Origin of the sequence: Novosphingobium sp. SG707, from assembly GCF_012275515.1 — a bacterium.
Classification (GTDB): Bacteria; Pseudomonadota; Alphaproteobacteria; order Sphingomonadales; family Sphingomonadaceae; genus Novosphingobium.
This window is the reverse complement of the sequence record NZ_JAAZQL010000001.1, coordinates 193,656-217,027: the sequence shown is the minus strand read 5'-3', so window position 1 is coordinate 217,027 and position 23,372 is coordinate 193,656. Positions and strand designations below refer to the sequence as shown.

Genomic DNA, 23,372 nt, shown 5'->3' with positions numbered 1-23,372 from the left:
GCAAGCCGGATTAAGTGGCCTGCGGCTGTTCAGCAACAGATAAGTATTAGATTTATATTAGAATTTCACCCCCGCGCGAACACCAAAAGTGCGCGGATCCTCAAACACCGCCGTGCCCGCAGTTACGCCTGCACTGCCAGCGGTGGTGGGGTTGCCGTTCGACCCAACGCCCGTCAGGACAATCCGGTTTTCCAAATTGCGCCCATATACGCCCACATAATAGGCCTTGTTTGGAGCGGTATAATTCAGCGACAAATCCGTCTTGGTATAGTTGGGCTGGCGATAGAAAACGCCGCTGCCGGTATCGGTCAAAGCATAGCTGGACGAAATGCGGGTGCGGGCATTGAACGAGATTTCGCCGCCGCCGCGCAAAGGCTGGGTAAACGTGTATCCCAACGAAACCACGGATTTGGGGCTGCGGTTAAGCGCCTGTCCGGTAAGGTCGAAAGGCACATAGCGCGACTGGCCGGGATAGGCCGTGGACCAGCCCGCGCCGCGATCGATGATCGGTGTAAAGGCGCCATAACGGGCATTGAGGAACGTGACCGACGCATCAAAGGCATGGTTGGGAGCAGGCTTCAAGGTCGCTTCCAACTCAACACCATCAACCTTGGCCGACGCCGCATTGGATGTCACCTGGCAAGGTCCGCCACAGACGTTCTGAACCGAGGAAATCTGCAGACCACTATAGTCGTAGTGGAAGTAGTTACCGTTCACGCGCAGCTTGTTATCCGGTGTGTGAACTTTGAAACCCACTTCATAAGCAGTGAGAGTTTCAGGTTGATAATAAAGCACCGAAGCGGGGAGCGAGCAACCGGTGCCGGTGCCGGTTTCGCAGCCATCGTTAAAGCCGCCCGCCTTGTAACCGGTTGCCACACTGCCATAAAGCAAACCGATACCGGGCAGATCATAGTCCAGCCCTACGCGCCAGGTGGTTTTGGAAAAGGTGCGATGGGCGTTGTTGGTCTGGAAAATGATGCGGGTGGTGCCGATATCCCCGACGGTGGCCCCGACACGGCTCTTGTCATCGGTGCTGTAGCGGACGCCGGCGGTCAGCTTAAGCTGGGGAGTGAAATTGTACGAAGCCTGACCAAAGGCGCCCTTTGAAATGGCAATCGTGGGATCCTGGGGGAAGCCGAATTGGCTGAAGGGAGCAAGGCCGCTGCTGAAGAGGCCGGGATTCAACAGAAAGAAGGCAATCCCGGACTTTTCCTTGAAATAATAACCGCCCGCCTGAACGAACAAACCGCCTGATTTGTAGGCGAGCCTTGCCTCATGGCTGGTCTGCCAATACTTGCCGGTGAAGGTGGTGGGAGAACCGGCGGTGGAGGAAATGTATGAAGTGCCATGCGACCAACGGTCCATGGTGCGATACGAACCAAGGTAGGTCAGCGTCAGCGCGTCACTGATGTTCCAATCGGCCTGGCCCATCACGCCCTTGCCGGTGTTGTGGTTTTGCCCTTGCCATGCCTCAACCAGATTGCTGGTACGCGCAGTCTTGCTGTCCGACATCACATAGGCGGGTGCGGAAAGCTGATAGGGGGCGGCGCTGGAAAAGAAATTGGTGGTAGGTACGGCATTGACGCCATAGCCCTTGTCCAGCGAATAATCGCCCTTAACCACGATTTTCAGATTGCTGGTAGGTTCCCACAGCGCCGAAAGGCGGGCGGCGAAAACATCCTTGAACGGACCCCAACTGTAGCTGTCTGTCGAGGCCTTGTTGACGAAGCTGTCACGGCGGTCATAGGACATCGCGCCGCGCACCGCCAGCGTTTCGCTGATCGGGACGTTGAGCATCGCGGCGGCATTGAAGTGGTTGAAGCTTTCATAGGACGCGTCGGCCGAGGCGCCGAACTTCTGCTTGGGCGAGGCGGTGATGACATTGACCACGCCCGCCGTGGTGTTGCGGCCATAGAGCGTGCCCTGCGGCCCGCGCAGCACTTCGACGCGCTCGACGTCAAAGAAGCTGACTTCCTGCGCCTGAGGACGGGCCAGATAGATGCCGTCGGCAAGGAAGGCGGCCGAAGGGTCGCCCTTTTCGGTGCCGTCGGTGCTGGTCACGCCGCGGATGGTGATCTGCAGACCGTTGCCGCGCACGATCGACACGTTGGGCACCGAGTCAGCCAGCTGCGTGGTGTTGGTGATGCCCTTTTGCACCAGCTGATCGCCGCTGACGGCGGTCATGGCGATGGGCGTTTTGGACAAAAGCGTTTCGGTGCGGGTGGCGGTCACGATAATGTCGCCATCGGCGGTGACCTGCGTGGTTTGTGCATAAGCCTGGGTTGCCGCGGCCAAAGCCATAGCTGACGCAACGCCTGCAAAGACGTTTTTCTTCATAGCCCCTCTCCATGTTTGAAAACGATCTCATGTCGTTTCGTCTATCTTGGTCCCTCAATCAGACATCGCTGTCAAGCAGGCTCCGACAATAGGATTTTGGTGTGGCATCGTGGGCACAGGGATAATTTTCATTTACAATATTCCGTTGTTTTTTATACGTATTTTTTCATAACTTTAACCAAATATCGCATTTTCATCCCTCACCCCGCCCGGAAACGAGGTGCTTTGCGCATTGCTATTCACCCTAACTTTTGTGATCGATTGTGTGTTGCATCCGCACAGCGCAAATGCAGCACCGGGCAAGGACGAATCCTGCCCGCCCATGCTTGACAATCAGGACAGCGCCCCCACAACAAAATCGACGCAACAGGACCGGACCGGCGCTCTCGCCCCCTCGGCGGCGGCCTGTCGGATCCGGGAACAAGGCATGATGACTCAAACCAAAATCGACACCGCCCCGCGCCCCCATGCCACCGCGCACGCCACCATGGCCGATGTGGCCAAGGCGGCCGGCGTTGCGATCAAAAGCGTGTCGCGCGTCATCAACAACGAGCCCCATGTCTCGGCCGAGTTGCGCGGCAGGGTGGAGGCCGCGATTGCCGCGCTCAACTATGTGCCCGATACGGCGGCGCGCTCGCTGGCGGGCGCGCGCAGTTTCACCATCAGCGTGCTGTTCGACAATCCCAGCCCCAATTACACGATGAAGGTGCTGGCGGGCGCCTATCGTGCCTGTGTTGCGCGGCAATATCACCTGCGCATCGATTCCATCGACACCAGCGCCGATACGCCCACGCTGCGATCCGCGCTGGAGGCGATTTTCCGCAATGCGCGCTGCGACGGTTTCGTTCTGACGCCCCCGATCAGCGACGATCCGCGTGTGCTCGACCTGCTGGAGACTTACGGCGCGCGCTATGCCCGCCTTGCGCCTTTCCTTGATGCCAAGCGCTCGCTGTCGGTCACTATTGACGATGCCGCCGCAGCCGCGCGCATTGCCGACCTGTTTCATCAACAAGGCCACCGCCGCATCGGTCTGGTCAACGGGCCGCCGCAGCATGGCGCGGCCCACACCCGCCGCAAAGGCTTTGTCGAAAGGCTGCATCAGATCGACCCGGCCATCGTCATTACCGAAGCGGTGGGCGGATTTGCCTTTGAAGGGGGTATGCATGCGGGCCGCGAACTGCTCGGCGCGGCCGACAGACCCACCGCAATTTTCGCCACCAATGACGATTCGGCCGCAGGCGTGATGGTAGCGTGCAGCCAACTGGGCCTGTCTGTGCCGCGTGATGTCTCGATCTGCGGTTTTGACGACAGTTGGGTAGCGCGCACGACATGGCCCTATCTGACCACGGTGTTTCAACCCATCGAGGGGATGGCCGAAGCCGCCGCGCTGATGATGATCGACCGCGAGGATGGCGCACGCCAGCTTGAGCTGGATTTCGAGCTGATCGAGCGCGATTCGGTGGGTCCGGCGCCCGCCTGAACCTGCACCGTTTGATTTTCCATGCCATTTTTTAGCGCGCCGCGATGGGGGGCGGGTCTTTTTGCGCCTGCATAATTGAACTTGAAATTGCGAGTGAGTTGCAATAGCGAGTCTCGGCAACAGATAGTCTCCCCGAAAGGTTGCCATGCCCCTGCGTCTCGCCCTGCTGTCCTCCGCTGCCCTCAGCGTGTTTGCCGCCCCTGCCCTTGCCGCAGAAAACGCGACCGAAGATGCCAACTCGATCATCGTCACCGGCAGCGCCCAGCGAGAAACCCCTTCGGCCACCGGCCTTTCCCTGACGCTGCGCGAAACGCCGCAGTCGGTCACCGTGATCGACCGCCAGCGCATCGAGGATTTCGCTCTCACCAATGTCAACGACCTGCTGGCCCAGGCCGTCGGCATCAATGTCGAGCGCGTCGAAACCGACCGCACCGAATATACTTCGCGCGGGTTTGACGTGACCAATTTCCAGATCGACGGCATCGGTCTGCCGCTGCGCTGGGGCGCGGCCTATGGCGAAACCGACACCATCCTTTACGAACGCGTCGAAGCCATTCGCGGCGCCAATGCGCTGATGACCGGCGTGGGCAATCCTTCGGCCACGATCAATTATGTCCGCAAACGCCCGACCAAGGACTTTCACCTCAAGGCCAATGTGCAGGGCGGAAGCTGGAACCAGTGGCGCGTCGACGGCGATGTCTCGGGCGCGCTGACCAAGGATGGCAAACTGGCCATCCGCCTGATCTATGCCCACGATCAGCGCGATTCCTATCTGCGCTACAACCATGTGAACCGCAATGTTTACGGCGCCCTGCTTTCTTATGACCTGACGCCCGAACTGACGATCAACACCGGCTATACGCGGCAAGAGAATAACGCGCGCGGCGTGCTGTGGGGCTCGCTGCCGCTGCTTTATACCAATGGCGCGCGAGTGTCCTATGACGTCTCGGCCAGTCCCTCCGCGCCATGGACCTATTGGAACGTCACCGACCAGACCGGCTTTGCCGAGCTGGAATGGAAGGGCCGCAATGGCTGGCAGGCGCGCGGGCGCTATACCTATAACAAGCGGGATTCGCGGGCAAAACTGCTCTATGCATTTGGCTATCCCGATGCCGCAACCGGGCTTGGCGTGGGCGGTTGGCCGGGCATCTACCGCTCGCCCTATGAACAAAATCTCTTTGACGGTCAGGCTTCCGGCCCGGTCAAACTCTTCGGGCGCGAGCATCAGGTGTCGCTGGGCGTGTCCCATGCCACGATGCATGGCCGCGAATTCTCGCAATCCACGCTGTCCTATCCCTCCTATGCCTCGGTCACCGACTGGGCCGTCAACGGCATTTATCCGGCCGAGGGCACCTATGCCGCCGAAGTTCTGTCCGAGGACAGCCGCGACACGCTCACCCGCGTCTATGGCGCGGTCCATGCCAATATCACCGACCGGCTGAAAGGCGTGTTCGGGGCCAGCGCGATCTGGCTGCGCTCCTCGGGCTATAATTACGGTGTCGATCAAACCCGCCGCAATTCCGCGCTCAGCCCCTATGTCGGCGCGGTCTATGACGTAAACCGCCATATCTCGCTCTATGCCAGCTATACCGACATCTTTAATCCGCAAAAGGAAGTGGATGTCACCAACGCGCGTCTAAGTCCCGCCAAGGGCACCGGCCTTGAGGCGGGCATCAAGAGCGAATGGTTCGACAAACGCCTCTATGCCAGCGCCGCGATTTTCCGCGCGCGCCAGACCGGATTGGCCGAGGCGGCGGGCGTGTTTGGCGTAGGCGATGCGGGCCGGGTGGGCACCACCTATTACCGGGGCGTGGACACGACTGCGCGCGGGTTTGAACTGGAAGTCACCGGCATGATCACCCCGCAATGGTCTATCAGCGGCGGCTATACGGGCCTTGAGGTGCATGACCAAAACGGCGCCCCCACCCGCACCTATCTGCCGACAAAATCGCTGAAACTGGCCACGACCTACAGCATTCCGGCTTTTCATGACCTCAAGCTGGGCGGGCAATTGCGCTGGCAAAATGCCACGCGCACCATCGACAGCGCCGTGGTGGCCTATGGCGGGGTCAGCGATCCGGTGGTCATCACGCAAAATGCCTATGCCGTGGTCGATCTGATGGCCAGCGCGCTGGTCGCACCCCATGTCCGCGCCAGCGTCAACCTGCGCAATGTGGGCGATGCTCACTATCTGGGCAGCCTGAAATGGGGTCAGGGCTTTTACGCCGCCCCGCGCAGCGTTTCGGGCACGATCTCGGTGGCGTTCTAAACCATGGGGCGGCAATTCTGGGTCGTGGCGCATCGCTGGGCTGGGCTGACGCTAGCGCTGTTTCTGGCGGTGGCGGGGTTTACCGGCATTTTCCTGTCATGGATCGACGAACTGGAAGTTGCCGCCGCGCCCGATCTGCAACTGGCCGCCCCGCCCTCGCCCGGCGCGACGCCGCTTTCCACGCTGGAATTGCGGCGGCGCGTGCTGGCGCGCTATCCGGGCGCGCGGATCGATTATGTGCCCATGGCAGTCGAGGAAGGCCATTCGCTGCGCCTCTATCTGACATGGCCCGATCCTAAGACCGGCCTGCCCCGCGCCGATGCGCCCGAATGGGACGATCTTTTCATCGATCCCTATACGGGGGCGGAGCTGGGCCGCCGCCAATGGGGCAATATTACCCAGGGAATCAAGAACCTGATGCCCTTTACCTATCGCCTGCATTACAGTCTGGCGCTGGGGCAATGGGGTCTGCTGGCCTTTGGGCTGGCGGCGCTGGTCTGGGTGCTGGATTGCTTTGTCGGCTTCTATCTCACGCTGCCCGTGGTGGCCAAGGCGCCTGCGCGGCAGGGCTGGTTTTCCCGCTGGGCTCCGGCATGGGCGGTGCGATGGGGGGCCTCAAGCTATAAGCTCAATTTCGACCTGCACCGCGCGGGCGGATTGTGGATCTGGCCTCTGCTGCTGGTCTTTGCGGTGTCCAGCGTCTCGTTCAACCTGCCGCAGGTCTATGGTCCGGTGGTGCAGGCGCTGGGCGGGGTAGATGATGGGGCGGTCTATCAATCGGCCCTGCTGCCCGCGCCGCGCTGGAGGCCGCGCCTGTCTTTCGATCAGGCGCTCCTGCATGGCGAGGAACTGGCCCGCGCCGAAGCCTCGCGCTTCCATCTGGCGCTGCGCGGCGATGGCGAGCGCTATCTCTGGTATATCCCGGCGACCGGGGCCTATGTCTATGGCTTCACCTCCAGCGCCGATATTTCGCGCCATGGCGGGGGCAGCTTCGTCGGCTTTGACGGCGACAGCGGGGCCTTGCGCGCCACGCGCATCCCGACCGGGCGGCACGGCGCCAACACTTTCACCACATGGGTTGAGGCTCTGCACACCGCCCATGTCGGCGGCACGGCATGGCGCATCGCGGTCAGCATGATCGGGGCGATGGTGACGATGCTGTGCATCACCGGCATTGTCATATGGATGAAAAAGCGCAGCGGCAGGATTGGGCGCAAGGCGCGCAGCCCATCTTCGTAAAATCAGCTGCTTAACCGGCGGGTCAGATAGAGGCCGCGCAGGCGCTGGATTTCTCCGCCGCCAAGGCCCAGTTCGTCCCGCAGATAGCCCATGGCGCCACCCTGATGCACGTCGATCACGGCAAAGGCCGCCTCGATATAGGAACGGTCCACGCCCACCAACAGCTTGAGCGCTTCGGGCGGCAACGCAGCAAAGGGGCTGTTGGCCATAGCCTTGCCGCCCATCAGTTTAGCGGGGTCAAGCGTCTGGTTCGACAGCATATAATCGCCGATCACCGTCTCACGCGGCACGCCAAGCGCCGTCAGGATCAACGCCGCGCCAATGCCGGTGCGATCCTTGCCCGCCGAGCAGTTAAAGGCCAGTGGCGCATGGCCCGCCAGCAATTCGCCAAACATGCGTTGATACTGGCTGTTGAATTGCGTGAGCAGGCGCGGATAGGAAGACGCCATCGCGCCGCGCACCTGATCGGCGGTGAAGTTGCGCGGATCGCCCTTGGGCAGGAATTGCCCGTTATCCATCACATAATCGTCGGCCAGCACGCGAGGCAGCGCGTGGGGCCAGTTCACCGGCTCGGCCTGCCGCTCGGCGGTGGAGCGCAGATCGCAGACCACGCGAATGCCGCGCCTTTCCAGCGAGGCGTAATCATCGGCGGTCAGCCCGGTCATCGAACCCGAGCGATAGAGCAGACCCCATTTGACCATCCGCCCATCACCCGTGCGATAGCCGCCCAGATCGCGGAAATTGCGGCCGCCCTGCAAAGGCACCACGCGCGAGGGCGCGATGCCCGCAGGCGCGGCAACAGACGCAGCCGCAACGGGCCGCGCCTGAAGCGCAGGATGGGAGGAAAAAGCCAGCGCCAAAGCGCCCAGCAAAGCGAAAGAAGCGCGGTTGCGCATGGCCATTCCCTCCGTTTTCATCAGAACTTGACGTTGATTTCGCCGCCAAAGGTGCGCGGATCGTTGAAGAAACCGCTGACACCGGCCTGGGCGGTGCCCGATTTGTAGAACAGGTGCTGTTCATTGAAGAGATTGCGCGCCCAGAGCGCGATCGTCACCTTGGCGCCGGTATTGGCCGCCTCGATGTCGGCCAGAGCGATGCGGCCGTTGAACACCAGACCCGCATCGCCCTTGGGCTGGGCAAAGCGGACGGCGCGGGTTTGCGTGTCATAGTTCGAGTCGGTGTAATTGGCGTAATAACCCGAGTCATAATTGCCATCGAGGTGGAAGCGCAGTTTGGTATCGCCGCCGCCCAACAGCATTTCATAATCGAGCGAACCGCTGGCCGAATGTTCGGGGGTGTAAACCTGATAGATCGGCACGGGCACGGTGATGAACACGCCGCCCGTCTGCGGGAACGGGTTGACCGTGGCCGGGATCGACACATGATTATAGGCATAGGAGGCGCTGAGCGTCAGGCCCTTGACCGGAGCCAGCGTCAGTTCGGCCTCGACGCCTTTGATATGGCCGGTGCCGGGCGCGTTGACGGTGTCGGTGGTGGTGCGGGTGGTGGCCACGCGCACGCCATTGACGACATCCTCATACAAGCCACTGAAATCAAGCTGAATATTTTTGTATGAGCCGGTATAGGCAGCCACGTTGAAACGCGCGCGATGATCGAAAAATTCGGTCTTGGCTCCGATTTCAAACATCGAAACCGTTTCAGGATTGAACTGGCGATAGGCCAGCGAGCGCGAATTGGCGCCGCCTGAACGATAGCCGGTGCTCCACTTGCCATAGAGGTGAACGTCGCGCGCGGCGTCAATGGCCAGATTGACCATCGGATCAACCCGCGACCACGAAGCATTGAGCAGCACAGGCGCCTGCACGTTCACACCATTGACCGGAACAATCGGCGCGGCGCCATTGACGAGGAACAGGCTGCCGTTCTTCTTGTCATTGGTCCAGCGCGCGCCCACCGTCAGATGCGCAACATCATTCAGAACGGACGGTGTATAGGTCGCCTGACCATAGACGCCGGTACTGGTGGTTTTTACATGGCTGGCGCGCTGAACGACCTGCGCGTTGTAATCGGGAGGGAGGACCGTATAGGTGCTGCCCGCAGCATCGCTGAAGCGGACGGTGTTGAAGGCTTGGGCGCTGTCCTGCACGCGTTCGACATAATAGAGCGCGCCGGCCTGATATTTCAGGCGCGGCAATTCGCCAACTGCCTGAAATTCCTGGCTGACCTGATTCTGGCGGAACGGCGCGAGGCTGTAGCGGCCAAAGGCGAAATTGGCGAAGGTGGCGGTCGAGGTATAGCCCTGCTGCATCGAGGTGCTGGCCGAGCCATTGTCATATTGAGTCTGCGTCATGTCGCGATAGGCGCTGATCGAACGCAGGCTGAGATGCGGGGCAACCTGCCATTCCAGACCAAGGCGGAAGCCTTCGGCCTGTCCCACGCTGGGCTGCTGCGGCACACCGACAGCCGCCACCGAGGCGCGATGCGGCTCCAGCTTGAACAGAGCGGCGGTGAGGTTGGCCGGGACGGCGGCGCTGCCGCTGCTGGCCGCCGGAAGGCCGGTGCCCGCCGAGATCTGCTGCTGATAAAGCGTGCTCGTCTCGTCATGCGAATTGTCATAGGACAGATCGGCGGTGAAATTGGCGGCAGGCTTCCACAGCGCTTCGACGTGGAAACCGCGCTTGTCATAGGCGTTGAAACCCATCTGGCCCTGCAGCGGGTTTTTCACGAACGGATCGCGATGCGCCTTCACCGCGTCGATTTTCAGCGAAATATTGGCAAATTCGGGCAGGTCGAGGTGGATCTCGGCCTTGTTGCTGCCATAGTTGCCCATGCCCGCCGTGGCGTTCATCTTCAGCTTGCCGCTGGGCTTCTTGGTCACGATATTGACAGCGCCGCCTTCGGTGTTGCGGCCGAACAGAGTGCCCTGCGGACCTTTCAGAACTTCAATGTTTTCAACGTCAAACAGCGCGGTGCCCAGACCCTGCGCGCGGCCCTGATACACGCCGTCGACATAGACGCCCACGCCCTGATCGCGCGCGGGCTGGTTCGAATCCGACAGAACGCCCACGCCGCGAATGTTGACGATCAACGCGCCCGGACGCGAAAAGAATGGCGCCACCTTGAGGCTGGGGATCGCGCCATCGCCAAGATCGAGCAGCGAGGTGACATGGCGGTTTTCCAGACCCGTGGCCGTCAGCACCGAAATCGAGATCGGCGTGGTCTGCAGGTCTTCCTTGCGCTTTTGCGCGGTGACGGTGATGGTTTCCAGACCATCGTCCATGGCTGCGGCATCGGCCGCGGGCGCGGTTTCGGCATGCAGCGGACAAGCGGCGACAATCGCGGCCAGAGCGCTGGCCGCGAGCAGACGTGAAGACAACATCGAACAAGACCCCCTTATGATTCGTAAGGTGCCTTTTGCCGATGGAGATGACAGGGGTTGTTCGTTTCCATGACATTTCAATGTCACCGAGCAAATGCTTTGCTTTGCCCGTCACCCTCGTTTACCGCGCAGGAATGTTGCGGATAATAGCACTGTCCGCGCAAGTTTTCTAAGTTTGAGGATGCAATGACACACAATCGTGTTCTGATCGCCGGCGGCGGCATCGGCGGGCTGGCACTGGCGCTTACGCTGCACCAGATCGGGGTTCCCTGCACTCTGTTTGAAAGCACGAACGAGCTGCGGCCGCTGGGCGTGGGGATCAATCTGCAGCCCAATGCGGTGCGCGAGCTCGAAGCGCTGGGCATTGGCGAGGCCGAGATGGATGCCGTCGGCATCGCCGCGCGCGAATGGGCACTGGTGGGCCTCAACGGCAAGGATATCTACAGCGAGCCGCGCGGCAAGAGCGCGGGCTATCACTGGCATCAGTATGCGGTGCATCGCGGGCGTTTCCACCTGCTGCTCTATGCCCACGTGGCCCAGCGGCTGGGGCAGGACGCGGTGCGGCTCGGTCAGAAAGTCACCGGATACACCAAACAGGCCGATGGCAGCGTAGTGGCCCATGTCACGCTGGCCGATGGCACGGTGGTGGATGAACATGGCGCGCTGCTGATCGGCGCGGACGGCATCCATTCCAGCGTGCGCGCGCAGATGCACCCCGATCAGCCGCCGATCCGCTGGGGCGGGACGTTGATGTGGCGCGGCACGGCCCGGGGTGTGCCGATCCGCACCGGATCATCCTTTGTCGGCCTGGGCACGCATCGGCATCGCGTGGTGATCTATCCGATCTCGGCGCCGGATGAGGATGGTCTGGCCGATATCAACTGGATCGCCGAACAGACCTATGACGCCACGCATGACTGGACCAAGACCGGCTGGTTCAGACCATGTGAACTATCTGATTTCTCATATCATTTTGACGGGTTCGTCTATGACTGGCTCGATCTGCCCGCGCTGCTAGCCAAATCGGATGTGGCCTATGAAAACCCGATGATCGACCGCGATCCGATCCCCACCTGGGTCGATGGGCCGGTGGCGCTGATCGGCGATGCGGCCCATCCGATGTATCCCACCGGATCGAATGGCGCCTCGCAGGCGATTGTCGATGCGCGCACTTTGGGACGGTGCTTTATCGAGCATGGCGTCAATGCGCAGGCTCTGGCCGCGTTTGACGCCGAATTGTGCGGGCCGGTGGGGCAATTGGCGCTGCGCAATCGCGGGGCCGGGCCGTTCGGTCTGCTCAATCTGGTCGATGAACGCTGCAGCGGGACGTTTGACAATATTGACGATGTGATCCCCGAGGCCGAGCGCAAACAATTCATGCTGGCCTATCAGACCGCCGCCGGTTTCGCCCGCGATGCGCTGAACGCCGCGCCGCCGATTATTGCTGAGGGCGCGCGCGTGGCAGAAAGGCTCGATCATGACCCCGTTGCTTGAACCGGTCTGCACCCTCGCCATCGAACTGACGCGCCCGCATGAGATGGGTGAATGTCCGGGCGGCACGCGGCGGATAATTCCAATCGTGGGTGGAACGGCCACGGGCGCGCGGATCAATGGGCGTATCCTCCCCATCGGCGCCGATTGGCAGGTGGTTCAGGCGGGCGGTCTGGCCCAGCTCGATGCGCGCTATGCCATTGAAACCGACGATGGGGCGGTGGTCGAGGTGATCTCGCAGGGTATCCGGCATATGGCCCCCGATGTCGCTGCCCGCGCGGCCGGGGGCGAGGATGTACCCTTCGCCGACTATTACATGCGCACCTTTATCCGGCTGGAAAGCGGACACCCCGATTATGATTGGGTCAACCGCTCGCTGTTTCTGGCGACCGGCGGCAAGCGTGGCCCATCCGTACATCTGGAAATTTTCCGCATCGGTTGAAATAAGGCCATAGGAGGGCGTGGCGCCGGAATGATCCGCCGGGGCCCGCCCTCCCCTTCCTATCACGCGCCGGATGACGAGAAAGATTGATCGCAGCCCGATCCGGCACTAGCCTCGGCTTATGGCCAATCTTCCCCTGTTTCTCGCTTTTGTCGCCTCCGCCGCCTTGCTGACGATTACGCCGGGGCTGGACACCGTGATGGTCCTGCGCACGGCCAGCGTCGAGGGGCGCAAACCGGCGGCCATGGCGGCGGTCGGGATCGCGCTGGGCTGTCTGATCTGGGGCGGAGCGGTCTCTCTGGGGCTGGGCGCGCTGCTGCAGGCTTCGCAAATGGCCTATACGGCGGTGAAGCTGGCCGGGGCGGCCTATTTGCTGTGGCTGGGCGTCAAACTGTTGATCCACCCGCGCAAAAGTCTGGAAATGAACGGCGATTTTTCGCCCCCAAGAGGACAGGATAGCTTTCGCCGGGGCTTTCTGACCAATCTGCTCAACCCAAAAATGGGCGTGTTCTACATCACCTTCCTGCCGCAATTCGTGCCTGCGGGCGTGTCGGTGGCGGCCTATACTTTCTTTCTGGCCGGGGTGCATGTGCTGCTCGCCTTTGTGTGGTTTGCGCTGCTGATTGCGGCAACGGTCCCGCTTTCAGGCTTCTTGCGCCGCCCCGGCGCGGTGCCGGTGCTCGACCGGCTGACGGGCGGACTGTTCGTGGCCTTTGGCCTCAGACTGGCGACATCCTCGGCGCGATAATGCGGTAAATTCGGCGCGGCATCTTGTTCGTCTCGCCAACATCCTGCACATAAACGCCATGTCCCGGCCCACCATCATCGACATCGCCAATCGCGCGGGTGTCTCGTTCAAGACCGTTTCGCGGGTGCTCAACAAACATCCCAAGGTGGGCGAGGAATACCGCGTGAAGGTCGAGCAGGCGATGGCCGAGCTGAACTTCAAGCCCAATCGCGCTGCGCAGCAATTGCGCGGCGGGCGTTCTTCCATTCTAGGCCTGCTGGTCAGCAGCGGCGCGGAAATCCAGACGCTTGATGAAGGCAACCGCCTGCCCAGCTATATTGCCGACATCATCACCGGCATGTTGCAATCCTGCCAGACGGCCGGCTTTCACCTTGTCACCGAGAATATCGACAACAGCAACGAGGAAGCGGGCAAAGCCTGGCTGGCCGACTGTTTCGACGCGGTCAGTTTCGACGGACTGCTGCTGATGCCGCCCCTGTGTGATACGGGCTGGTTGCTCGATGAACTCGACGCCCGCCAAGTGCGCTATGCGCGGATGAACCCCGGCACGCAATTGGGGCGCGGCCTGTGTCTGGTGATCGACAATTGTTCGGCGGGGCGCGAGATCGGCGCCTATCTGCTGGATCAGGGCCACCGGCGGTTGGGCTATATCACCGGGCCTTCCTCGCATTTCGCGCATACCGGGCGGCTCGACGGATTACGCGAAGCGCTGGCGCAAGTGCCCGGTGCGACGCTGATGGTGGCGCAGGGTGCCTTCACCTTCACTTCCGGCCAAAGCGCGGGCGGCGAATTGCTCGATGCCCCCTCCCCGCCCAGCGCGATTTTTGCCGCCAATGACGAAATGGCCGCGGGTGTTCTGGCCGCCGCCTTTGAGCGCGGCCTGAGCGTGCCGGGGCAATTGTCGATCTTCGGTTTTGGCGGGCTGCTGATCTCGCAATCGACATGGCCGCGCATTTCCACTGTCAGCCAGCCCACCATCGCCATGGCGCGTCTGGCCGCCGATACGCTGATTGCCGCGACGCTGGAGGACAAAAGGCTGGAGGGGCGGACTGTGCGGATCGCCTACGAATTGAAGATTCGCCAATCGGTGGCGCCCGTCTGCAGTTGAAGGTGTGCGCGTGGCGGGGTGATGTCGGGTTTCGATAGACCGCTGACTTTCGAAAATCGGGATAGAGGCCAGGCGTGGGAAATCGCCGAGACAAGAGCGCGACAAATCCGCCGCTCTGCAGGGTTGTTCTGATCCCTTTGCATTCCTCCCGCCCTTTCCCGATCGCATTTACGTAGAGCAGGTAGGGCTGTGTGAGGTTGATAACTTTGAGCGGCGCGCGGCGATTTGGCCCCCTGTAGGTCAGGATAGGCGGGAGCGGTCACGCATCTTTGCAAATATGGCGCAGAGCGGCGTGCCATCGGATTGGGCACCAGCCTTTCCTGAACCTGCGGATCATCGCTGAAATGAGGGTCCGTGTCGCTCCAGTTCCTTGTTCAACTCGATCCCGAGATTTTGCCCATGCCGGTGAAACCGGCACGCTCGTCTTTCAGCTTGGGAGAATGTGGTGCTGCGGAGCGAAAGTGCCGCCTTCCCCCGCCTGTATCTTAGTTGCTGAGCGTTTGGATTGACGTTTTGCCTGCTCGCTTCGAGCGGCAATGAAATTTGCTGCCGTTTTGGCGGCTCGGCGAAAATGCAATCTGTTTGGGAGTTCGATCGGTCCTGCCGGCACGGCTGGTGCGCGATCCGATCAGTCTGGCCGTAAACCTGGCCTGTTTGGGACAGTCGAGCGGCAGGGGAGCCATGCCCCCCTGCCCTCTTTCAGGCTTAGCCGTTCAGCTTGTCCTTGACCGCCTTGGCAGCGGTGAAGCCCAGCTTCTTGGAAGCGGCGATCTGGATCGTGTCGCCGGTGGCCGGATTGCGGCCTTCGCGTGCGGCGCTTTCCTTGACCTTGAACTTGCCAAAGCCGTTGAGCGAAACTTCTTCGCCTTCTGCGGCGGCATCGGCGATGGCGGCAAAAACGGCATCCACATACTTGCGCGCGTCAGCTTTGGTGATGCCCTGCGAGGCAGCCAGCTTGTCGGCGAGATCGCTATTGTTCATGGTTTTAGTCCTTCAAGTGAAATGGATGGCCCCTGCTAATGCGTGTTGCGGTCGGGATCTATCGGAGATTTGGGGTTTTTGGGGCTGTTTGAGCGATACATCCACAGTTTTGCGCTCATTTGATGGGATTTTGAGCCATTGCTGGGTGTGGGAGGTGAGGAAACTTCAGGAATGCCGGCTGTGTGTTGATGGGTCCTCCGGATGTTCGGTACGAAATTGCAGCCCTGCAATTTTTTGCTTGGACGCCACCATCTCTTTGAAAAGAAATAATTTTATAGATGCACGACGCCGCTTTTGCGGTGGCGTGGTGATTCCAGATTCTAAAGATTCTTGATTCAGTCTGATTTAACGAAGGTTTTTCAATGGTTTATTAGGTAATTCCTGACCGCATGGGGGCGTTGTCCTGTCCTGGTGGGGGCGGAAACCTGTCTTCCTGGGGGATCTTGGCTGTCCTGATGGGGTATCCTGTCTTCTTGGGGGCGCGGATCGGAATTGGTGATTTTTGCGAGGCAAGCATACATTTTCGGTTGCCTTTGCGCCATTCTTTGCTCTCGAAAACGAATCGGACAAGCCGATTGTCACCGCCTTTTGCGGCCATGAAACTCTATCCTGTCCTTTTGGGGGCTAAACTGACCTGACTTGACCCCGCTGGTCAGGTCAGGCATCAATCGGCGAAACAAGGGCGCCGATTCATGGCTGAGGAAATGCAACTGGACATTGCAGGCGATTATGGCGTCGAGGACAATGGCGCGGCCGTGACCGCGCGCGCCATGCGCGTGGCCGCCACGCTGGCGCGCAAGGGCGGCGATGAATTTGCCAAGCCGGGCAAGCTGGTCGAGGTCCGCTTCGTCAAGGGACAGTCGCTCAGCCTGACCGCTTCTCGCCTGTTGGCGCTGATGATCCTGACGGCGGGGGGCGATGCGTGGCGCGACACTTCGCATAAATTGCGCAAGGCTGATATCCGGCGCGGCCACAAGGGCAACGAGCGTATCGTTGATATGCTTGAGGAATTGCACCGCACCCTGTTTGCCGAGGATGATACGTCCTGGCGCGGGCGCAAGGCGACCAAACGCTTCAGCCTGATCGAATCCTCTTGGGAAGAGGTCGAGGAGGGTGACAAGGAGACCGGCTGGATCGAGTGGCGCTTTACCCCGGATGCGCGTCGCCTCATTCAGGAATCGCAGACCTATTCGGTGATGAACCGTCAGGCCGTGCTGGGGTTTCGTTCGGCCTATGCGCTCAAGCTCTATGAGGAAGGGGCCTTGCGACTCCACAGGCGTCAGCCGATCTGGCGCGTGGATATTCTTGGTCTGCGTGCGGCGCTGGGCATCGACCCTGATAAATATGGCGATTTTGCCCAGCTGCGACGCAAGGTGCTGACCGTGGCGCAATCCGAGATCGACCAATTGGCCCATTACAATCTGGAATGGAAAGAGATCCGCCGGGGCAGGGCCGTTGCCGAGATCGAGTTCCGTTTCGTCCCCAAGGACGCCCCCGCCCAGATCCAGACCGTTGATGAACTGGAGCGCCATTCCGCAGGGCGCAAGGCGCGCCGCGAGGGTGAGGTTGAGCGAATTGCTGCCCCGGTCGCTGCGACCGTCCGGACCAAGCGGACTATCGCCGCACCGGCGACGCCTTGGGAAAAATTCCCCGAAGGTTCGCTGCGTTACGGCACGGCCGAGGGTGCCTTTCGGGATGTCGCGCTGCGCTATGGCGGCGGCTGGGACATGGATCTGATTGCTGATGCCTATCGGCAGCAGATGGGCGATCGCCTCGGCTCGCTGCGCGGTGCCAAGCTGGAAAAATCGTGGCGCGGATTTTGCGAGGCTTTCCTTGCGCGACGAGGGCGCCCCTAAGCACTCCACGACAAGGGGCAATTGCAGCCCTGCAATTTGCGCATAAAGGCGTCAAAATCGCCCCCAAGAGGTCAGGATGGACCTCGCCACTTTCACTTCACAAGCCGCAGATTTCCGCCTTTGCGAATTATGCAGGATGCTTGACGAAAAAGTGAAAATCGGGCAGGTGCCATTTAACTTTCGAAAGGAGCACACATGGCTTCCGCGCTAGATGAAGTTCGCATGGAAGAAGCGCTCGATGTTGCCGCATTGGCTGATCGCTCTTCCTCAGTTCTGGAAAAACTACGCTCTTCCGCGCGCGATATGCGGGCCGAGGAAAGGCGTGAGCCGTCCTTTCCGATCGGCAAGGCGGCCGAACTGGTCGGACGCACCACGGCTGCGATTCGCGAGGCGGAGAGCGATGGCCGCCTTGAAGCACCCCCGCGCGGGGAAAACAACCGCCGTTTGGGCTATACACTGGCCCAGCTCAACGACATGCGCGGCACTTTCGGCACCCGCCCCTGGCGCGCGCCTGAGGATCCTTGTTCGATTCTGGCGGTCCAGAATTTCAAGGGCGGCGTGGGCAAATCGACGCTCTCGGTCCATCTGGCGCAATATCTGGCGATTCACGGCTACCGGGTGCTGCTGATCGACTGCGACAGCCAGGCGTCAGCCACCACGCTGTTCGGCTATGTTCCCGACCTCGATCTGGGCGAAGAGGATACGCTCTATCCCTTCCTGCGCGAGGGCGAGCGCGCGACGCTGGAATATGCGATCCGCAAGACCCATTTCGATGGGCTCGATCTGATCCCGGCCAACCTGCGTCTGTTCCAGTCCGAATATGAACTGGCGGCGCGTATGGCGCGCGGGCAGGGGGCTCTGCTCAACCGTCTGTCGCAGGGCATTCAGTCGGTTCAGGATCTCTATGACGTGGTGATCCTCGATCCGCCGCCGGCGCTGGGTGCGATCTCGCTTTCGGTGCTCCGCGCGGCCAATGCACTGGTGGTGCCGGTGCCGCCCACGGTCATGGACTTTTCCTCGACCGCGGCGTTTCTGGCGATGCTGGATGAAACGATCCAGGATCTTCAGCAGTATGATCTGGCGCCGCAGCTGGCTTTCCTGCGTTTCGTTGCGTCCAAGGTGGATGAAAACAAGTCGATGCAGCGCGGTCTGCTCGAACTGATGCGCCAGCTTTACGGCAATGCGATGATCCGCACGCCGCTCAAAGACTCGGCCGAAATCGACAATGCCACGGCGCGTCTGATGACGGTTTATGAACTCTCGGGTCCCATGACCAGCAAGCAGGTGCGCGACCGCTGCCTGACCTATCTGGATGGGGTTTGCGGGGAAATCGAGGTGGATATTCGCCGCACATGGCCCAGCCATCTGGCCCGTCTGCGCAAGGAAGGATTGGCGTGATGCGCCAAAATTGCAGCCCTGCAATTTGTGAAGGGAATGAGTAAATGAGCTCGAAAAACAAGAGCTTCATGGCCGACCTGGTCTCGGTTGTCGAACCGGCTGCTGATGGAAACAGCCGTCCCTCGCGCCTTGGCGTGGGCGTGCTTTCGGGGCGCAACAACCGGCTTGCCGAACTGGCCTCGGGCTCGGTGGTCAACAATCCGCAGGAGCTGGTCGATCCCGATCGCTGCCGCATTTGGATCCGCCATAACCGCGATTATGCCGCGCTCAATGAAACGCGCTGCTCGGATCTGATCGAGAGCATTCTGGCGCAGGGCAAGCAAGAAGTGCCCGCTATTGTGCGCCGCGTCCATAATGACCCGAATTACGATTACGAGGTCATTTGCGGTGCGCGGCGGCATTGGTGCGTCAAATGGCTGCGCGCCAACAATCACCCGGAAATCCGCTATCTGGTGGAAATCCGCGATCTGACCGACGAGCAGGCGTTCCGCGTTTCGGATCTGGAAAACCGTGCGCGTGAGGACCTGAGCGATATCGAGCGCGCGCGGGATTATCTTCAGGCGCTGGGCCTTTATTATAATGGCCGCCAGAAGGACATGGCCAAGCGTTTGAACCAGTCCGAAGCCTGGCTGAGCCGCTATCTCGATCTGGCGCGCCTCCCCAGCGACATTCTGGGCTCGTTTGCCGATCCGTTTGAGCTCAAAATCTCGCATATTGGCTCGATCAAGCCGCTGCTCAAGGAAGATGACTGCCGCGCGGCAGTGCTGGCCGAGGCGCGCCGGATTCGGGAAGGGCGCCGGATGGGCGAAGAAGATTTGCCCGCGACCGTGCCGGATATCATCCGCGCTTTTGGGGTTGTGGCCAACAGAGAGGCCGAGGCGCGCAAGAAAACCGCGCTGGTCAAAGCCCCCAAGAGGTCAGGATCGGACCAGATTGTCCTGCGAAATGGGGCTGGCGTGCCCTTGCTGCGCATCGAGGGCAAGGATCGCAAGAGCATCAGCCTGACGCTGTTTCCCAAGGATGGGGGCAGCAAGGAAGAGGTGGAGACCGCGCTGCGCGATCTGCTTGACCGTTATTGGGAAGATTAAGCGGTAGAACCCCGGAATGGCCAAAGGGCGGGCCATTCCGGAGCAGGAGCTTGAAATTACAGCCCCGACGCGCTTGCCAGCCCCACCATCCGCGCCGTTTCCATCAGGGCAGGGGCTATGTTTGAGCGCAAATGCTCGACACTGTGCTCCATCGCGTTGACGCCGACATTGAGCGCCGCGATCACCTGACCCTTGGCATTGCGCACCGGCACTGCAACCGAACGCAGCCCCACTTCCAGCTCCTGATCGACAATGGCCACCCCATTGCGGGCAATTGCGTCGAGCAGCGTTCGCAGATCCTCCAGCGAGCCCACTGTATGGGGCGTGCGCGCGGGCAGGGGGGCAGGGGGGAGCAAAGTCTCGCGCTGCTCCGGCGGCAGGCTGGAGAGCAAAATACGGCCCATGGAGGTGCACCACGCAGGCAGGCGGCTGCCGACATGCAGGCCGATCGCCATGATCCGGCTGCGCGAGGCACGCGCGACATAAAGCACATCGGCCCCGTCCAGCACCCCAAGAGAACAGGATTCCCCCAGCCTGTCGCGCAGATTTTCGAGCAAAGGCTGGGCGATGGCCGAGAGCGAGCGATCCGAAAGATAGGCCCGCGCCAGCCCCAGAACCTTGGGCCGCACGGAAAAAGATCGTTCATCCTGAGCTACATAGCCCGTCATCACCAGCGTATGCAGGCAACGCGCGACCACTCCGCGCGGCAGGCCGGTATGGCGGGCAAGGCTGGCGATGGACTGATCCGGGCCGAGTTCGACAAAGGCCTCCATCACCATCAGGCCGCGGGCCAGAGATTGCATGAAATCGGGGTCTGACTGGCTCATGCGCGCCTCTCCTTTAGGCAGGGGCCTATGACAGCCCCCGCCCAACCTGTCGAGGTTCAGACGCGCTCGACAATCGCGGCAATGCCTTGGCCCACGCCCACGCACATGAAGGCGAGGGCATAGCGCCCGCCGGTGCGCTGCAATTCCTCGACCGCGCTTATCGTGATGCGCGCGCCCGACATGCCCAGAGGATGGCCCAAAGCAATCGCTCCGCCATTGGGATTGACGCGTGGATCGCGCATATCGACGCCCAGATCGCGCAATGTTGCGATACCCTGCGCAGCAAAAGCTTCATTCAATTCGATAATATCCATATCCGCCATGCTCAGCCCGGTGCGCGCGAACAGACGCCGCGCCGCCTCGACCGGGCCGATGCCCATCACGCGGGGCGCAACACCGGCGCTGGCCATGGCCACGACCCGCGCGCGCGGGGTCAAACCATGTTTCTGCGCGGCCTGCTCGCTGGCGATAATCATCGCCGCGGCGCCGTCGTTAAGCCCGCTGGCATTGCCCGCCGTGATGGTGCCATCGGCGCGCACCACGGGTTTCAATCGGGCCAAAGCCTCCAGCGTGGTCGCGCGGGGGTGTTCATCTGATGTAAAAACAAGGGGTTCGCCCTTTTTCTGCGGAATTTCGACCGGCACGATTTCCGCCGCCAGTCGCCCGTTGGCTTGCGCCGCTGCGCATTTCTGCTGGCTGTGCAAGGCAAAGGCGTCCTGATCCTCGCGGCTGACGCCCCATTCGGCGGCGACATTCTCCGCCGTCTGCGGCATCGTATCGACGCCCCATGTCGCCTTCATTGCCGGATTGATGAAGCGCCAGCCAAGGGTTGTATCCTCGATCTTCTGATCGCGGCCAAAGGCGCTGCCCGCCTTGCCCAATACATAGGGCGCGCGGGTCATGCTTTCCGCGCCGCCCGCAATGATAAGGTCAGCGTCGCCGCTGCGGATCGCCTGAGCGGCCAGACCGACCGCATTCAACCCCGATCCGCACAGGCGGTTGACCGTCGTGCCCGGCACTTCCTTGGGCAGGCCCGAGAGCAACCCGGCCATGCGCGCCAGATTGCGATTGTCCTCGCCTGCCTGATTGGCGCAGCCCAGGATGATGTCATCCACCGCGCCCCAATCCACGCCCATGTTGCGCAGCATAAGCGCACGCAAAGGGATCGCGGCAAGGTCGTCGGCGCGGACAGTCGAAAGCGAACCATTGAGCCGCCCGATGGGCGTGCGGATCGCGTCACAGATAAAAGCCTGATTCATGATACGCTTACCTTCAAGGGCGCGCCGGTCTTGGCCACCACATCATCGACAGAAACCCCCGGCGCGCATTCGACCAGCGTCAGCCCGCCCGCTTTCTTGTCCACCGCGATCACGGCCAGATCGGTGATGATGAGATCAACCACACCCCGACCCGTCAGCGGCAGCGTGCATTGCGCCAGGATCTTGGGGCTGCCGTTCTTGGCGCAATGGTCCATCACCACCACGATGCGCTTGACCCCGGCGACAAGGTCCATCGCCCCGCCCATGCCCTTCACCATCTTGCCCGGAATGGTCCAGTTGGCGAGGTCACCATTGGCGGCCACCTCCATCGCGCCCAGCACGGCCATGTCGATATGCCCGCCCCGGATCATCGCGAAACTGTCGGCGCTCGAAAAAAAGCTGCTGGTAGGCAGCGCCGTCACGGTCTGCTTGCCGGCATTGATGAGGTCCGGGTCCGCCTCGCCCTCATAGGGGAAGGGGCCGATGCCCAACATCCCGTTTTCCGATTGCAGTGTGACCGTGACGCCCTCGGGCACATAATTGGCCACCAGCGTCGGGATGCCGATGCCAAGGTTCACATAATAGCCGTCGCGCAGTTCCTTTGCCGCGCGGGCGGCCATTTCATCGCGGGTCCAGACCATTACTCGGCCTCCTTCTTGCGGGTGGTCAGTTTTTCGATGCGCTTTTCATTGATGGTGGACAGCACGATGCGGTCGACGAAAATCCCCGGCGTATGGATGCAATCGGGATCGAAGGTTCCCTCCGGCACGATCTCCTCGACCTCGACCACGGTGACGCGCCCGGCGGTGGCCATGTTCGGGTTGAAATTGCGCGCGGTCTTGTTGAACATCAGATTGCCCGCCGGATCGGCTCGCCATGCCTTGATGATCGAGACATCGGCGCGCAGCCATGTTTCGCGGACATATTCCTCGCCTTCGAAGAATTCGGTCGGCTTGCCTTCGGCCACCACCGTGCCGACGCCGGTCTTGGTGTAAAAGGCCGGGATGCCTGCGCCCCCTGCGCGGATGCGCTCGGCCAGCGTGCCCTGCGGGGTCAGTTCCAGTTCCAGCTCGCCGCTCAGGTACTGCTGCTCGAACAATTTGTTTTCGCCCACATAGGAGGAGATCATTTTGCGGATCTGGCGGCTTTCCAGCAGCATCCACAGACCAAAGCCATCGGCCCCGGCATTGTTCGAAATCACCGTCAGATTGCGCACGCCGCTGGCGCGGATCTGCGGGATCAGGCTCTCTGGATTGCCGGAGAGGCCAAAGCCCCCCGACATGATCGTCATCCCGTCAAACAGCAGGCCCTCCAAAGCCGCTGCGGGGGTGGGAAATATCTTTCCGGACACCTTGTTACCTCTCTAATGTGAACGATAATCGGACATATAGAACAATAATCGTTTCATAATCGATTCGAGGCGCGCGGTCAAACTCCGCCGAAGGTGCGGACCACGCAAAAAGCCTCCCTGAAGCGCTCAGGAAGGCGCAGGGAGGCGAAATGAGGGTG

General features: G+C 61.3%; 18 protein-coding genes. 10 read left to right on the top strand and 8 right to left on the bottom strand.

Annotated elements, in window-relative coordinates:
- Positions 1-57: 57 nt before the first annotated feature.
- Entirely contained in the window at positions 58-2,301 is a 2,244-nt protein-coding gene (locus tag FHW92_RS00920) for a TonB-dependent receptor (RefSeq protein WP_246869848.1), read from the bottom strand.
- Between the two features lie 463 nt (positions 2,302-2,764).
- Here FHW92_RS00920 and FHW92_RS00915 point away from each other — a divergent pair, with 463 nt between their 5' ends.
- The 3 genes from FHW92_RS00915 to FHW92_RS25505 all read left to right on the top strand — a co-directional run bounded on the left by FHW92_RS00915 (position 2,765) and on the right by FHW92_RS25505 (position 7,325).
- On the top strand, positions 2,765-3,817 hold the full coding sequence (locus FHW92_RS00915) for a LacI family DNA-binding transcriptional regulator (RefSeq protein WP_210428321.1): 1,053 nt from the start codon (positions 2,765-2,767) through the stop codon (positions 3,815-3,817).
- A gap of 145 nt (positions 3,818-3,962) precedes the next feature.
- Positions 3,963-6,086 carry a TonB-dependent siderophore receptor gene (locus FHW92_RS25510; RefSeq protein WP_172249113.1) on the top strand — a complete coding sequence of 708 codons (2,124 nt, stop codon included), beginning with the start codon at positions 3,963-3,965 and terminating at the stop codon, positions 6,084-6,086.
- 3 nt (positions 6,087-6,089) lie between these two features.
- On the top strand, positions 6,090-7,325 hold the full coding sequence (locus tag FHW92_RS25505) for a PepSY-associated TM helix domain-containing protein (RefSeq protein WP_172249111.1): 1,236 nt from the start codon (positions 6,090-6,092) through the stop codon (positions 7,323-7,325).
- A gap of 2 nt (positions 7,326-7,327) precedes the next feature.
- Here FHW92_RS25505 and FHW92_RS00905 read toward each other — a convergent pair whose 3' ends face one another.
- Positions 7,328-8,221, bottom strand: a complete 894-nt coding sequence (locus tag FHW92_RS00905; protein ID WP_168601348.1) for a tyrosine-protein phosphatase — start codon at positions 8,219-8,221, stop codon at positions 7,328-7,330.
- A 20-nt stretch (positions 8,222-8,241) separates the two neighbouring features.
- The gene (locus FHW92_RS00900) at positions 8,242-10,665 is read right to left on the bottom strand and encodes a TonB-dependent receptor (protein WP_168601347.1); all 2,424 of its coding nucleotides are present in this window, start codon (positions 10,663-10,665) and stop codon (positions 8,242-8,244) included.
- A gap of 186 nt (positions 10,666-10,851) precedes the next feature.
- Between FHW92_RS00900 and FHW92_RS00895 the strand changes: the two genes are divergently transcribed.
- The 4 genes from FHW92_RS00895 (at position 10,852) to FHW92_RS00880 (ending at position 14,454) form a co-directional block, all read left to right on the top strand.
- A complete protein-coding gene (locus FHW92_RS00895; protein ID WP_168601346.1) occupies positions 10,852-12,159 on the top strand; it encodes a flavin-dependent oxidoreductase in 1,308 nt (435 codons plus the stop codon).
- The gene (locus FHW92_RS00890) at positions 12,143-12,598 is read left to right on the top strand and encodes a DUF3237 domain-containing protein (RefSeq protein WP_168601345.1); all 456 of its coding nucleotides are present in this window, start codon (positions 12,143-12,145) and stop codon (positions 12,596-12,598) included. Before FHW92_RS00895 ends, FHW92_RS00890 begins: the two co-directional genes overlap by 17 nt.
- A gap of 121 nt (positions 12,599-12,719) precedes the next feature.
- Positions 12,720-13,346, top strand: coding sequence for a LysE family translocator (locus tag FHW92_RS00885; RefSeq protein ID WP_168601344.1), 627 nt, complete (start codon positions 12,720-12,722; stop codon positions 13,344-13,346).
- A 58-nt stretch (positions 13,347-13,404) separates the two neighbouring features.
- The gene (locus FHW92_RS00880; RefSeq protein WP_168601343.1) at positions 13,405-14,454 is read left to right on the top strand and encodes a LacI family DNA-binding transcriptional regulator; all 1,050 of its coding nucleotides are present in this window, start codon (positions 13,405-13,407) and stop codon (positions 14,452-14,454) included.
- 705 nt (positions 14,455-15,159) lie between these two features.
- Here the strand turns inward: FHW92_RS00880 and FHW92_RS00875 are convergent.
- The gene (locus FHW92_RS00875; protein WP_168601342.1) at positions 15,160-15,435 is read right to left on the bottom strand and encodes an HU family DNA-binding protein; all 276 of its coding nucleotides are present in this window, start codon (positions 15,433-15,435) and stop codon (positions 15,160-15,162) included.
- A 770-nt stretch (positions 15,436-16,205) separates the two neighbouring features.
- On the opposite strand from FHW92_RS00875, the gene FHW92_RS00870 reads away from it, so the two are divergent.
- The 3 genes from FHW92_RS00870 (at position 16,206) to FHW92_RS00860 (ending at position 19,777) form a co-directional block, all read left to right on the top strand.
- Positions 16,206-17,291 (top strand): replication initiation protein, encoded by a 1,086-nt coding sequence (locus FHW92_RS00870; protein WP_168602067.1) that lies wholly within the window; start codon positions 16,206-16,208, stop codon positions 17,289-17,291.
- 195 nt (positions 17,292-17,486) lie between these two features.
- Entirely contained in the window at positions 17,487-18,689 is a 1,203-nt protein-coding gene (locus FHW92_RS00865) for an AAA family ATPase (protein WP_168601341.1), read from the top strand.
- 44 nt (positions 18,690-18,733) lie between these two features.
- A complete protein-coding gene (locus tag FHW92_RS00860) occupies positions 18,734-19,777 on the top strand; it encodes a ParB/RepB/Spo0J family partition protein (RefSeq protein ID WP_168601340.1) in 1,044 nt (347 codons plus the stop codon).
- A 56-nt stretch (positions 19,778-19,833) separates the two neighbouring features.
- On the opposite strand, the gene FHW92_RS00855 is transcribed toward FHW92_RS00860, so the two are convergent.
- From FHW92_RS00855 to FHW92_RS00840, 4 genes are read right to left on the bottom strand one after another with little or no spacing between them, the layout of a single operon-like run.
- On the bottom strand, positions 19,834-20,604 hold the full coding sequence (locus FHW92_RS00855) for an IclR family transcriptional regulator C-terminal domain-containing protein (protein ID WP_168601339.1): 771 nt from the start codon (positions 20,602-20,604) through the stop codon (positions 19,834-19,836).
- Positions 20,605-20,660: 56 nt separating this feature from the next.
- Positions 20,661-21,863, bottom strand: a complete 1,203-nt coding sequence (gene pcaF / locus FHW92_RS00850; protein ID WP_168601338.1) for a 3-oxoadipyl-CoA thiolase — start codon at positions 21,861-21,863, stop codon at positions 20,661-20,663.
- On the bottom strand, positions 21,860-22,504 hold the full coding sequence (locus FHW92_RS00845) for a 3-oxoacid CoA-transferase subunit B (RefSeq protein ID WP_168601337.1): 645 nt from the start codon (positions 22,502-22,504) through the stop codon (positions 21,860-21,862). Before FHW92_RS00845 ends, pcaF begins: the two co-directional genes overlap by 4 nt.
- A complete protein-coding gene (locus tag FHW92_RS00840) occupies positions 22,504-23,214 on the bottom strand; it encodes a CoA transferase subunit A (RefSeq protein WP_168601336.1) in 711 nt (236 codons plus the stop codon). The genes FHW92_RS00845 and FHW92_RS00840 overlap by 1 nt, the downstream gene beginning before the upstream one ends.
- Positions 23,215-23,372 lie beyond the last annotated feature (158 nt).